At 44.4% G+C, this 14,178-nt stretch carries 8 protein-coding genes; 3 read left to right on the forward strand and 5 right to left on the reverse strand.

Going from position 1 to position 14,178, the window contains the following annotated elements; translation table 11 throughout:
• Complete coding sequence (gene glgB / locus L2748_RS10465; RefSeq protein WP_220782361.1) at positions 1-2,232, reverse strand: 1,4-alpha-glucan branching protein GlgB; 2,232 nt, start codon at positions 2,230-2,232, stop codon at positions 1-3.
• Between the two features lie 64 nt (positions 2,233-2,296).
• Complete coding sequence (gene malQ, locus L2748_RS10470; RefSeq protein WP_220782353.1) at positions 2,297-4,540, reverse strand: 4-alpha-glucanotransferase; 2,244 nt, start codon at positions 4,538-4,540, stop codon at positions 2,297-2,299.
• Positions 4,541-5,060: 520 nt separating this feature from the next.
• Here malQ and yiaY point away from each other — a divergent pair.
• Positions 5,061-6,209 carry an L-threonine dehydrogenase gene (yiaY, locus tag L2748_RS10475; protein ID WP_220782354.1) on the forward strand — a complete coding sequence of 383 codons (1,149 nt, stop codon included), beginning with the start codon at positions 5,061-5,063 and terminating at the stop codon, positions 6,207-6,209.
• A gap of 681 nt (positions 6,210-6,890) precedes the next feature.
• Here yiaY and L2748_RS10480 read toward each other — a convergent pair.
• Together L2748_RS10480 and L2748_RS10485 are read right to left on the reverse strand one after the other, a co-directional pair.
• Complete coding sequence (locus tag L2748_RS10480) at positions 6,891-10,040, reverse strand: efflux RND transporter permease subunit (protein WP_220782355.1); 3,150 nt, start codon at positions 10,038-10,040, stop codon at positions 6,891-6,893.
• Between the two features lie 101 nt (positions 10,041-10,141).
• On the reverse strand, positions 10,142-11,299 hold the full coding sequence (locus L2748_RS10485) for an efflux RND transporter periplasmic adaptor subunit (RefSeq protein ID WP_220782356.1): 1,158 nt from the start codon (positions 11,297-11,299) through the stop codon (positions 10,142-10,144).
• Positions 11,300-11,759: 460 nt separating this feature from the next.
• Here L2748_RS10485 and L2748_RS10490 point away from each other — a divergent pair, with 460 nt between their 5' ends.
• Together L2748_RS10490 and L2748_RS10495 are read left to right on the forward strand one after the other, a co-directional pair.
• Positions 11,760-12,122: a cytoplasmic protein gene (locus tag L2748_RS10490; protein WP_220782357.1), complete on the forward strand. Its 363-nt coding sequence runs from the start codon at positions 11,760-11,762 to the stop codon at positions 12,120-12,122.
• A 415-nt stretch (positions 12,123-12,537) separates the two neighbouring features.
• Positions 12,538-13,839: an NAD(P)/FAD-dependent oxidoreductase gene (locus L2748_RS10495; protein WP_220782358.1), complete on the forward strand. Its 1,302-nt coding sequence runs from the start codon at positions 12,538-12,540 to the stop codon at positions 13,837-13,839.
• A gap of 144 nt (positions 13,840-13,983) precedes the next feature.
• On the opposite strand, the gene L2748_RS10500 is transcribed toward L2748_RS10495, so the two are convergent.
• Positions 13,984-14,178 (reverse strand): hypothetical protein (locus L2748_RS10500; RefSeq protein WP_248957695.1); only part of this gene is annotated, 195 nt, incomplete at its 5' end.

Genomic DNA, 14,178 nt, shown 5'->3' on the forward strand with positions numbered 1-14,178 from the left:
TTAGCCTTTAGCCAATACGAGACATGAGAGCGGCGCTATGGTTATTTCAGCACTGTATTCACACCCCTGATAAGGGTGATCTTGCGGGCAAATTACCCCTTGGTTACCGACATTACTGCCACCATAGGCTTCGCTATCACTATTGAGTCGCTCGCAGTAATTATCATTACTGGGTAAACCCACTCGAAAACCTTGATGCACCTGTGGCGTCATATTGATTATAAAAATGACAGGGCTATCACTGCCTTTGTTATAACGCGCAAAACTAATTACGCTCGCTTCGCTATTATTACAATCTAACCAAGCAAAGCCGCCATTGTCGCTATCTTGCTGCCAAAGCTGCTCGGTTGCTTTATATAACTGGTTAAGATCTTTGAGCCAAAGCTGCATGCCACTATGGGGAGCAAACTGAGTTAAATGCCAATCTAAGCTCTTGTTATGATTCCACTCATCTCGTTGGGCAAACTCATTGCCCATAAACAATAATTTTTTGCCCGGATGCCCCCACATAAAACCGTAATAGGCCCTCAATGTGGCAAACTTTTGCCAATCATCATTGGGGATTTTATGCAACAACGAGCCTTTGCCATGCACCACTTCATCGTGACTCAATGACAAAATAAACTGCTCGGTATATTGATAAACCAAACTAAAGGTCAATTCTTGGTGGTGATGTTTGCGATAAATGGGATCGCGCTTAAGATAACCCAAGCTGTCATTCATCCAACCCATATTCCACTTAAAACCAAAGCCCAAATTTTGATTACTTGGATCTTGTGGATTCGAGTCGCCGATCAAATGGGTCACCCCAGGCCACGCCGTCGACTCTTCAGCAATCATACAAACACCAGGAAAAGCTTGGTACATACGCTGGTTAAGCGCCTGCAAAAAAGCGATAGCATCAAGGTTTTCACGACCACCATATTGATTAGGTAACCACTGCCCGGGTTCACGACTGTAGTCTAGATACAACATTGAAGACACGGCATCTAATCTCAAGCCGTCAAAGTGGAACTCATTTAACCAGTAATGCGCATTACTCAATAGATAGCTTTGCACTTCACCACGACCATAGTTATAAATCAGCGTGTCCCAGTCTGGGTGCTCTCCTTGGCGTGGGTCGTTATGTTCATATAAACAACTGCCATCAAACTGTGTCAGACCATGAGGGTCTTTTGGGAAATGCGCAGCCACCCAATCTAAAATAACTGCTATGCCAGCCTGGTGGCAGGCATCAATAAACGCCTTAAGACCCGCTGCATCGCCAAATCGGCAAGTAGGAGCGTATAAACCAACCGGCTGGTATCCCCAAGAGCCATCAAATGGGTATTCACTAATAGGCATCAATTGCAGATGAGTAAAACCCATCTCAACTACATAAGGTACCAGCTGCTCAATCAACTCTTGATAGTTTAAATACTGCTGACCGTCATCCCCTTTGCGACGCCATGAGGCTAAATGCACTTCATAAATAGACATGGGTGCTTGATGCCACTCAATATCCGCTCGCTTAGCCAGCCATTGCTCGTCTTGCCATTGATACGCCTGTTTTTGCGGCACCAATGACGCGTTGCTTGGTGCTTCTTGCATCGCTTTAGCGTAAGGATCTGACTTTTCGATACGTTCGCCGTTAGCGGTGACTATCTCAAACTTATAATGCTGATTTACTTTGGCATTAGGTAAAAAGATTTCCCATAAACCATTAGCTAAATGTTGACGCATAACATGGATAGCGCCATCCCAATGATTAAAATCACCTAATACTGACACTCGCTTAGCATTTGGTGCCCAAACACAAAAGTGCACCCCTTCGATACCTTGCACTTCACGCCAATTGGCGCCTAAAAATTGATAGGCTTGTTGTTGTCGTCCCTCATTAAACAGATATGTATCATCGTCAGACAGCAGGCTAGAAAACTGATAAGGGTCAATAATCTCCTCTTGGCTGAACGGATATTTCACTCGGAGTTTATACAAGAAAGGTTTAACTCGACGCCCCATTACACCGCTAAAAAGCCCTTGCTCATTACTTTTCTCTAAGCTAGCCACTTTGCGACCCGTCTTATAGCAGATCACATCAACACTTAATGCGCCTCGTAAAAAACAGCGAACGCTGAGGGCTTTCCCTTGATTAATGGCATGCATACCGAGCAATCCAAATACATCAAGGTATTCACTATTTAACAGCGCAACATCGACACCGTTTTGAAATTCTGGGGCATTTTGAGTCATCGCAATTAAGTCCATAAAAGTTTGTCCATATCTGTTGATTAAGGTTTGATTTGTACCAAGCGCCCTAACCAACTTCCTGTTGAGCATTGTGGGTGTTAGCGTTTCGATTCCTCGTCAACTGCTGCATTAATCCGTTAGCGAAATCATCATTAGCTATTTGTTTTAACGTTTTAGGTAAGCGCCACTGCCAATTTGGATACTCATGCCAAGTACCCGGTACATTAACGCTAATAGGATCTTGAATGAGATCACTTAATTGAAGGCTAAATAACATGGCATTACCCGAGGCAGATGCTTGCACCCAAGCGCTTAATAATTCTTGGTAGTCGATGTTATTAACGCTATTAGTTGGAGCAATTACTTGCAGTTCTATCAGCAAGTTAATCAGCTGTTGACGCTCTTTTTGACGTAAAATCTGCGCCTGTTCAAGTTCGGGATCACTGCTAATAAGTGCAAGTTCACGGCGCAATTGCAGATCATCCCCTTGCCACCAGGCTTTTAATGTCGGTACATCATGATTGGCCAACATCATTAAACTTTGCTGCTTATACTTATCAGGTGCAGTGAATTGATCATTGCGCTTATTAAAGTAAAACAACTCATTGGATAGAACGCCTGCCGTGGCAAGCTTAGCAACAATCTCTGCTGGCACTATGCCAAGATCTTCGCCTATCACCTGACAACGCGCTCGGTGGCTTTCGAGACATAAAATAGCAATCAAGCAATCTACAGGGTAATAAACATAAGCACCGCCATTGCTATCCTTTGGCCACCACCATAAGCGTAATAATGACATCACATGATCAATACGCAGTGCACCACAAGACTGCATATTCGCTCTAAGCAAATTGATAAAATGGCGATAGTCACTGCGTTTTAACGCGATAGGGTCGATAGGTGTAAGCCCCCAGTTTTGCCCTTGCGGAGCAAAATCATCTGGCGGAGCACCAATACTGGCTTGGTGACAAAATAGCTGTGGTTGCGACCTCGTCTCACAGCTGTTAGCTGCTGCGCCAACCGCAAGATCTCTAACCAGGCCAATAGCCATCTTTCGCAGCTTTGCATGCTGTTGGCATTGGTTAAGTTGGTGCTCAGCAATAAATTGCAAGTAAGCAAAAAACTGTGGTTCTGTATTAGTAAACCAAGGCAAATTTGCCACTGATTTAGCTTGGGATAAGCAGAAGAGACGTAAAGACTCACCTTGTTCGTTCACAAAGCGTTGAAATTCCCGCGCCCTTGCGGTTTGAGGGATTAACTGTGCCTGACAAAAATGCTGGTATAGTTGTTGATAAACAGCAAATTTGTACTGACTCACCTTGCTATAATCCAGCCACTTAGTCTCATTCAGCTGTGACTTCAACGCCGCTATTGAGCCAAACTCCTGTGAGCGACTATCCAGTGCTTGAAGTCCTTTGAGCATCTCTAATTCATTGATTAGCGAAAACTCCTCTACCTGCTCAATATCGATATACAGTGGATTGAGTCGGCAGCGATCGTCTGGGCTATAGGGGCTAGCCTCATCAGGTTTAGTAAGATCTAACGCATGTAATGGGTTTAATAAAATGAAGCCAGCATTTTGAGCCGCAACCATATCAATAAGCTGGGTTAAATCGCCAAAATCACCTATGCCCCACTGCTGCTCACTGCGCAAACTATAAACTTGGACACTAACCCCCCAAGCATTAGTGGAGCTGGATGCACTGGCGTTAATTTCACCTTGATAACTCATACTCGGAGACACTAGCCAAATGCCTGTGGCACTTTGCAAGTGTGAGTCAACAAAGCGCAATGAAACATGGTGATACCCCATATTGATAGCGGGCAAATCTATGTCGCATACTTCTGGGGAAATAACTAATCGATAATTGAGATAGACTTGTTCACCAATACGGTAGTCACCGACCACTTGGCAATGGGGACTGCTATCAATCTTGATTTTAAAGCTAAAGGTTTTGCAGCTAAATCGATCTGAGTTTTCCAATTCAAACTCAATTTCAATCTCTTGACGATAATACTCAGGCAGATAAAAGCTTAGAGTCAGATCTTTGCTGTCACAGTATTGGAATCTAGGTAGTAGTTGCGTCCATTGCTTAGCGTCTAAGTCAAAGTTACGTTCGGCAATTAAGGTATGTAATTGAGGTAAATCGCGGCAAAGACGGATAACTTCAGCTTGGCTAGCATCATCACTGACAAGCATACAAGCTAAAACCTCTAACCTATCAGCATCAGAGATCTGTATTTTATTACCATTACTGTTAATAAATTCTGCAGCGACTCCCTGCAAATACAGCAATTTGTCTAGCCCCATATCCGTCATCCTTGCACTTGGCTATTCAGACTCTAAATAGAGCAGTTACCATGCCAATCGATAATGACAGCTTGAATACAGTTTTATTTCAGAACCAATAAAGATAAGAATAAAATCTAAAACAATGACTTAAACAAAAGTAAATATTAACCAGCGTTTAAAACGATTTTCATAGATAAAGTACGTCACTCTAAAGCTCGCGCCAACTTGGTGCGCACTATGCCCACAAAAGGGCAAAAGCCTTTACAATCAGCCTCGCTGTCATTATTTCGTACTAGTTTTAGTAAAATTTAGAAGTTTATTTCACTATTTACTATAGATAAGTGAGCTTTAACGATTAAAGGGACCTGTTTATGTCATAAAATTACAAAATTAGTAAGGTAGATCCAACTTTGGCTCGATTCCTTAGTTAAGTCGGCGTTTTCTTTGAGGTTGATCACACCTTTATTGCGGTAGTGTTGGTACTTTAATTACCAGAAAAGATAACAACTTTTAACATTAAGCGTAATAGGTGATTCTTATGGCTGCTAAATTTTTTATCCCATCTGTCAATATCTTAGGACAAGATGCTGTTACCGAAGCAATTGGCGACATTAAGTCTCTAGGCTTTAAAAATGCATTAATTGTTACAGATAAGCCACTGGTTGATATTGGTCTTGTCGGCCAAGTTACCGATAAACTTGCCAGCAATGATATTCAATCTGTCGTCTTCGACGGCGTGCAACCCAACCCTACCGTCGGCAATGTTGAAGCGGGTCTTGCAATATTAACCGCTAACAACTGTGACTTTGTCATCTCTTTAGGTGGCGGCTCTCCCCATGATTGTGCAAAAGGGATTGCGCTGGTTGCGACAAATGGTGGCAGCATTAAAGATTACGAAGGTTTAGATGTATCAACTAAACCACAGCTGCCACTAGTGGCAATCAACACCACTGCAGGTACTGCAAGTGAGATGACCCGTTTTTGCATCATTACCGATGAAGAGCGCCACATAAAAATGGCGATTGTGGATAAAAATACCACGCCGATTTTGTCAGTGAACGACCCAGAGCTGATGTTACTTAAGCCAGCAGGGTTAACTGCAGCAACGGGTATGGACGCGCTCACTCACGCCGTTGAAGCTTATGTATCAATTGCTGCCAACCCAATTACAGATGCATGCGCAATTAAAGCCATTGAGCTTATTCAAGGCAACTTAGTTGAAGCGGTTGAAAACGGCCAAAGCATCGAAGCACGCGACCAAATGGCTTACGCTCAGTTCCTTGCTGGGATGGCATTTAACAACGCAAGCCTTGGCTATGTTCACGCTATGGCACATCAGCTGGGTGGCTTCTATGACCTACCACATGGTGTATGTAACGCACTCTTGTTGCCCCATGTACAAGCATACAACGCGCAAGTTGTGCCAGCTCGCCTAAAAGATGTCGCTAAGGCGATGGGCGTCGATGTCGCAGCGATGAGTGATGAGCAAGGTGCACAAGCGGCAATCACAGCGATTAAGCAGCTGTCTGTCGCGGTGAACATTCCAGAGAATCTCACCAAGCTTGGGGTTAAAGCGGAAGATATTCCAACCCTTGCTGATAACGCGCTTAAAGATGCTTGCGGCTTTACCAACCCTAAGCAGGCAACTCATGCTGAAATTTGCCAAATCTTCACTAACGCGCTGTAAACTCTGTCACTGCTAGATATTTGCAGTAGGTAAGCGACTTATTTAAAACGACTTACTTTAATTGATTAGCCTAAAACGATTGACTGGTATCTGTTATCGGTCAATCGTTTACTTGCTTTCAGTCATCACTTCCCCAGCATAATTTCATGGCAGCAGCTTTATCCAAGCTGGCTATAACAAACAGTTTTTTCAAACCGGATTTAACCAAAAATCACTCCTCTAAACACACTCGTCACCAATCTCAAATAACCTAAGCATCAGTCAAAACAGCTTGCTGAGGGATTATTATACCAATCAGTATCTTTACGAGATTTCTTGCCGCTAAACCGCCCTATTAGTAGCTAGAGCCCAATTTAATTGGCTTTATTCGATACAAAAGGATACATCTTTGATATAATCGACTGGTTCGCTTTTTCCCTGCAAAAGTTAAAGCAAGCTTTAAAGCCCACTCCTCGGAGTGGGCTTTTTCCTTTCTGCGCCCTCTCTTTCTAAGCTTTAACTTTTCTGCGCGTTGCTCTTGCTACGTATTAGATAAGTCATACCAGATAACAGACAATTGATATTCGCCAAAGAGAGGCATCGCAACACTCTTATGCTCAAACTAACGTTATTGATTACGCTGAATTTAGAAAAAAGGCCCACTATCAAAGCAGGCCTTTATGTTACAGCTAAGCTTAATGACTAGTGACTCGCCTCATTCGTTACTTGAGGCTCTGCTTCTTTCGGTATGCCCTTGGCCTTTTCACGCATCTTTTGCATCATCACGTAGAACACAGGAACCAATAGCGTACCAACGATAGTGGCCGCTAACATACCGCCAAACACTGAGTAGCCCAAGGCGCGGCGACTACCGGCACCCGCACCGGTTGCGATGACTAAAGGTAATACCCCTAACAGGAAGGAGAATGCCGTCATCAATACCGCACGAAAACGCAATCTTGCCGCGGTTTCACCTGCCTCTAATATGCTTTTGCCTTCTTCTCGGAGCTGCTTAGCAAACTCGACAATCAAAATCGCATTCTTACAGGCGAGACCAATCAACAGTACCAGACCAATCTGTGCATAAAGGTTTAAGTCTGAACCGACCAAGAGGATATTTAGGAACGCCCCTAACACCGCAATCGGTACCGCTAAAATTACCGCAAACGGAATGGTCCAACTCTCGTACTGCGCCACCAAGAATAAGTAAGTAAACACTAACGCCAACGAGAAAATCAATGGGGCTAAGTTACCCGCCTTAATCTCTTGGTAAGTTTGCCCTGTCCACTCAAACGTATAGCCGGTTGGCAGCGATTCATTAGCGGCGCGCTCCATTGCGGTAATCGCATCCCCCGAGCTAAAGCCCGGCGCAGGGAAACCGTTAATGGTCGTCGAGCTGAACATGTTGTAGTTATTCATTACGTCAGGGCCTAAAATCGGCGTCACTGTCACTAAGGTACTTAGCGGCACCATTTCACCGGTATTAGAGCGCACATAAAAACGCGAGATATCTTTGTCTGAATCACGATACTCAGTCTCAGCCTGCAAGATAACCCTAAAGACTTTGCCATAACGGTTAAAGTCATTAACGTACATAGAGCCAAGCATGGTTTGCATGGTGGAGAAGATCTCATTCAGTGAAATCCCCAACGCTTTGGCTTTATCCCTATCAACATCGACAAACATCTGCGGCACATCGGCGCGGAAGTTACTAAAGGCCATCGCGATTTCAGGTTGCTCATTGGCTTTCATAATCAAGGCGCGCATCACAGCTGCGAGCTCTTGAGGCGTTCGCCCTTGCGTATCTTGCAGCACAAACTCAAAACCACCGACACTACCCACCCCAGGGATCGGCGGCAGTGAGAATGCCATCGCCTTTACCGCAGGGTTGGCGGCGTATTTAGCTTGCAGCTTAGCAACAATGGCAGACTCTGCCATATCGGCTGATTCACGCTCGCTCCATGTTGATAAGGTCACAATCATCAAACCACCATTTGAAGACACTGAGCCGGTCAAAATACTAAAGCCGCTGGCATGAATGACGTTTTCAACCCCTGGCTCATCAAGCGTTAGCTCCACTAGCTCACGCATCACATCTTCAGTACGGTTAAGCGATGCACCATCAGGTAGCTGGATATCCACCATAAAGGCTTTTTTATCTTCCATTGGCACAAAGCCTGACGGTAAGGTTTTAGCGATACCACCGGTTAGCAAAATTAAGCCAACATACACTATACCCACTAACGCCAACTTACGAGTCAGTGAGGTCACCAGCTTCATATACTTGCCCGTAAAGCGCTCAAAGTGCTTATTAAAGGCAGCGTGGAATCCCTTAGTATGTGTCTTAGGCGGACGCAATAATGAGGCGCACAGCGCCGGACTTAAGGTCAATGCATTGACTGAAGAGATGAGCACCGAAATACAGATAGTCACAGAGAACTGCGCGTACATCTGGCCTGTGATCCCCGGCATAACCGCTGTTGGCGCAAACACTGCAAGCAGTACTAGGGTCGTGGCAATAATCGGCCCAGTTACCTCTTTCATGGCTTTTGAGGTGGCTTCTTTCGGTGATAGTCCCTCATCTTGCATTAGACGAGTGACGTTTTCGACCACCACAATGGCATCATCGACCACGATACCAATCGCTAAAATAAGCGCGAATAGCGACACCGTGTTAATACTCATGCCAAAGGCGAGTAAAAAGGCAAAAGTACCAATTAAAGAGACAGGAATTGCAATAGCAGGGACTAACGTCGAGCGAACATCTTGCAAGAAGATAAACACCACAAATACCACTAATGCGATGGAGATAAACAGGGTTTGTACCACTTCTTTAATCGAGGTTTCAACAAACTCAGTGGTGTCATAAAGTACTTCGTATTCAAGATCACTAGGAAAGCGCTCAGACAGCTTTGCCATTTCAGCCTTAATCGCTTTACCCACATCTAGTGCATTGGCATCTGGTGACTGATAAATCGCAATAATCGCCGACGGCTTATTGTTTAACTTACCTTGAGCATCGTAGGTTTGTGAGCCAAGTTCGACTCTGGCAACATCGCCAACCACCACTTTAGAGCCATCATTATTGGCTCTGATCATTACATCATAAAACTCTTGTGGATCTTTAAGTCGACCTTTGGTTTGCAGCGTGTACTGAAACTGCTGTTCGGGATCAACTGGCGCAGCGCCAATTCGCCCCGCAGCCACCTGAATGTTTTGCTCTTGTAGCGCACCAATCACATCAGTTGCAGTTACGCCAAAACTTGCCATTTTGTCAGGGTCGAGCCAAATACGCATGGCGTAATCTAACGCACCAATCACTTGTACTTTAGACACGCCGTATTGACGCGCTAGCGCATCCTTAACGTTTAAGCCGGCATAGTTAGTAATAAACAAAGAGTCAAAAGTTTCATCAGGTGAAACCAGGTTAACCACCATCAACATATTGGGGCTTTGTTTTTCAACTTTAACCCCCTGGCGTTTCACCTCTTCTGGCAATCGCGGCATTGCCTGTTGCACTCGGTTTTGCACTTTTACCTGTGCCATATCAGCATCGGTGCCCACTTCAAAAGTGACATTTAACGAGTAACTGCCGTCGTTAGCACTTTTAGACTCCATATAGAGCATGCCTTCAACGCCGTTAACTTCAGCCTCTAGCGGTTGGGCAATAGTATCTTTTACAATATCGGCACTGGCACCAGAATAACTGGTTGAAACGCTCACCTGTGGCGGCGCGATTTCAGGAAACTCTGAAACCGATAACACAGGAATCGCGATTAAGCCGACTAAGGTCAGTACTGTTGAGATAACAAAGGCGAATTTGGGCCTGTTAATAAAAAAATCACTGATCATGATATTCCCCTGTCAGCCTTATCAAAAAGGCCTGGGCTGCAATGGTCGCAGCTCGTTTTAAAGCCGGCGATAACGTGTGTTGTTGGCATCACTCTCTCCGACTATGATTGTTCATCTTCTTTAAACGGCACCACTTCTTGCTCGACAGGGTTAACTTTGATCCCAGGACGGATTTTTTGTAATCCTTCCACCACAATACGCTCACCATCTTTTAAACCGCCTAATACGCGCCACTCAACCCCAAAACGGTCACCAAGCTTAACAATACGCTTTTGCACCTCATCTTGTTCATTGAGCACCATCACAAACCGTCCTTGCTGATCTTCCTGCACTGCTGCTTGCGGGATAAGTAATGCGCTCTCTGTAATAGGTGATTCAATCACTAAGGTAACAAACAAGCCGGGTAACATGAGTTTGTCGTCATTTTTAAAGGTGGCGCGTACAGGCAAGGTACCTGTTGCCGCGTCAACACGGTTACCGACAAAGTCGATATGACCGATCTCATCAAACATTGTGCCGTTAGGAAGGCGTAAACGCATGACAATATCGGTGATTTTAACTTCGCGTTGTTCTGCCTTAGAAAAATTTTGCTGCGCTGTAATAAGCCCCTTTTCTGGCACTTGGAAATTAACCCACATAGGTTGAAGTTGCACCAAATTAGCCATCTCTGATTGCGGGGTAATAATGTCACCGGTACTCACTTTTGAGTGGCTAATACGCCCTGAAATCGGCGCATAGACCTTGGTATAACTCAGCTGCAGCTCGGCTGCTTGTACCGCCGCTTCTGCCTGTACTACACCCGCTGCAGTGGTGAGTTTACGACTGGTTAACTCATCCATATCCTGCGCACTGATCATGCCGTCAGGCAGCAGTCGACGACCACGCTCCCAGTTCATTACCGCAACATCACGCGATGCCACAGCTTGCTTTAACACTGCATGTTGCTGCGCAAGCTCAGCTTTATAGGTCGCAGGATCGATTTCAAACAATAAGTCACCAGCAGTGACGTCATCACCTTCGATAAACGAGCGTTGCAGCAATTGACCTTGTATTTGCGATTTTATGACCACATCTTCTGAAGCGCGGGTACGACCAACTATTTCAGTTTTAGGGGTGATCTCTTCAGTGTGGGCAGTGTTAACAATGACACTCGGTAACATAGCTTGTTGAGGTGCTGGCGCATCGCCACACGCAGAGACTGCCGCAGCGCTAACAGCGAACACCCACAACTTAAATTTTGAAACGGTTGAATCGGCCATCGAAGCCTCCTGAAGGGTAGGATATGTGCTTTATTTTTGTCCTGAAATTATAGGCTGCCTCATCAAGCAAAAGAAACCTTTTTGTAATGAAAACGCAAACTTATTAACATTGACCACCTAAGCTAGGCTCTGCAGTTTTATGGGTGCTAATTACCGACTCATAAATCCAAAAGCAATTAAACTGATGCTTTATTAGCCAAAGCAGCTACTTATTTGCTTTCATCGGTAAAAGTGAGAGCTGGGACAAGGTTATTCAGTTAAATGTCATGGTAAACAATAGGTACAGCAACTAGAGTGTTAACTAAGCGTTATGTTTGTACGCTTTAGAAATAATCGATATTTAGTTAGCTCATCTTTGCTCGAACTACACAGAAAGTACGCTCAAACCACGCAAGTGGTTGACCAAGATAAAAAACGATGCCTAAGATGGCATTAGTCACAGCGAACAGGTAGGTAATTTATGACAGCAATCTCTCATGTATACAACTACACAGTCCGATGCCCGCACGTTAAGGATCCCGCTCACCCAACCAGCTGGCGTAACCATGTAGAGCTCAATCGCTCTTGTGAAATCGCACTAGACAGAATTACTAAGTGGCACGGCCATTCAGGCAACCGACTATTTGAACATGAAGGCTTTGTCGTCAGAGAATGCGAACAGGAACAAGCCTACTTCGCCATGCAGAATGACCGCCTCAAAGATGACAAACATGCTTTGGTGACATTCAAGGTGTTTATGGATAACAAGACCAAAGACACGTCAGTACAAGAAATCATGGAACATGTTATCGAAGACTATAAGTCTCGCTTAAGCAAACTCTAATAATTGCCGGCATGTTTTATCTCCTTAAAGCATGCCGCATTTTAGCTTTTGTTGTTACAACGAGTCAGATCACACTTCTAACATTCTAGTCAAAGTTTATCTCCTTCCTTTATGACCACCTAGCCACAAAAAACATGTAAAAAGTTAACTTAGTAAAATTTTAAACCGTTAAAATTCAACTAATTAAAATCGAATAGTTAATTAAAAAACCACCTTAAGCCAATTCAATGGCTTAATTGCCGTTTTTCACATCTACTGCTACACTTTTTAAGCAAACTTAGCTGTCTACTTTTCACTTGCAGTACAAGCATTGAGCAACTAAAAACGGCCTCAAAACGGCATAGTCAACTCGTGAATAGGCAAGTTAAACCCATATTTAATTTACAGTTTTATCTAATTAAGGATTATAGAACTCATGCATGAAATGGCTAATATTGTCATCGTAGGTGGTGGCGCTGGTGGTATGGAGATCGCAACAAAGTTAGGTCACCAACTTGGCCGAAAAGGCAAAGCCAGAGTCACACTGATTGATTGTGCCGAAAGCCATGTTTGGAAGCCCCTTCTGCATGAGGTTGCCACAGGCGCCTTAGATATTGGTATTGATGCAATTAGCTACCGTGGTCACGCTGCTAACCATGGTTATCATTTTCAACAAGGTGCAATGACCGACCTAGACCGTGAAGCCAAGCAAGTGATCCTTGCGCCGATTAATGATGAAAAAGGCAACGAGCTTTTACCTGCACGCCGCATTGATTATGACTACCTAGTGATTGCTATCGGTAGTATTGCCAATGATTTTAATATTACCGGTGTACGTGACCACTGTGTATTTTTAGACAGCACTGAGCAAGCCATGGAAATTCGTACCATGCTGCTTAATAAGTTCATGCGTTATGCAAGCCACCACCAGCTTGATGACAAAATCAAAATTGCTGTTGTTGGCGCAGGTGCAACAGGTGTCGAAATGTCTGCAGAGATGCACCACGCGGTTGATCAGCTGCGCGGCTTTGGCTATAAAATCGATAGCAGCCTACTTGAAATCACCCTTATTGAAGCCGATGAGCGCATTCTACCTAAGGTAGAAAAAGAAGAGATCTCAGCCTCTGTCGCCAAAGAGCTTACCGCAATTGGTGTAAAGGTGATGACTAGCACCCGCATCAATCAAGTGACAGAAGAAGGCTTGCACACTTCTGAAGGTGAATTTATCCCATCTGATATGGTGATTTGGTCTACCGGTGTTAAAGCACCAGATTTTCTTAAAGAGATTGGCGGGCTTGAGAGCAATCACATTAACCAGGTGATGGTGCAGCAAAACATGCAAACCACTCGCGACCCGGCAATTTTTGCAATTGGTGACTGCGCAGCTTGTCCGCAAGAAGATGGCAGCTGGGTGCCACCACGTGGTCAGTCTGCACGCCAAATGGCACTGATGACAGCCGATAACATTAAGTTATTGTTAGCGGGCAAACCGGCATCAAATAACTATGTCTATAAAGACTTAGGAGCCTTAGTTAACCTGTCTAAGTTCCACACTGTAGGTAACTTAATGTCGTTCATTGGTGGCGGCGTCATGGTAGAAGGTAAGATTGCCCGCTTCGTTTACACCTCACTATACCGCAGACACTTAATTGAACTGCACGGCCCAATTAAAGGCACCTTATTGATGTTCGCTAAAGGCATTAGCCGAATCGTACACCCACATTTGAAACTGCACTAATAAGCTTTGTGAATGTTGCTGGTTTAGCACCAGCAACATTTTTTGCAAAGCTGACTTGGCTTGCTGAGTTTACCTAAGTTCATTATTACCAAGAAAATAAACTTGAGTAGTTAGTCACTCACATGCCACTACCTCTGTGGGACGCTATAAAGCCATCCATGGCCGCTCTGCGGTTTCCAATAACATCCCTGTTAAACAGCCAGTTCGGCATCCATGCCTCTCGTTCGAAGAGTATCTCTTTGAAATACTGATCCCTGCCACTACTTTTAGACACTCCACTAAGTAAGTACAATCACCATTGAGGTACTTATGAAAACAAATAAACCACGTAAAACTCAT

Source organism: Shewanella sairae, from assembly GCF_023283535.1.
GTDB classification, from domain to species: Bacteria; Pseudomonadota; Gammaproteobacteria; order Enterobacterales; family Shewanellaceae; genus Shewanella; species Shewanella sairae.

Excerpts from the sequence above, each read along its gene's own strand:
- L2748_RS10485 (WP_220782356.1), bottom strand. The coding sequence starts at position 11,299 with ATGGCCGATTCAACCGTTTCAAAATTTAAGTTGTGGGTGTTCGCTGTT.
- glgB (WP_220782361.1), bottom strand. The coding sequence starts at position 2,232 with ATGACTCAAAATGCCCCAGAATTTCAAAACGGTGTCGATGTTGCGCTG.
- L2748_RS10495 (WP_220782358.1), top strand. The coding sequence starts at position 12,538 with ATGCATGAAATGGCTAATATTGTCATCGTAGGTGGTGGCGCTGGTGGT.
- L2748_RS10480 (WP_220782355.1), bottom strand. The coding sequence starts at position 10,040 with ATGATCAGTGATTTTTTTATTAACAGGCCCAAATTCGCCTTTGTTATC.
- L2748_RS10490 (WP_220782357.1), top strand. The coding sequence starts at position 11,760 with ATGACAGCAATCTCTCATGTATACAACTACACAGTCCGATGCCCGCAC.
- malQ (WP_220782353.1), bottom strand. The coding sequence starts at position 4,540 with ATGGGGCTAGACAAATTGCTGTATTTGCAGGGAGTCGCTGCAGAATTT.
- yiaY (WP_220782354.1), top strand. The coding sequence starts at position 5,061 with ATGGCTGCTAAATTTTTTATCCCATCTGTCAATATCTTAGGACAAGAT.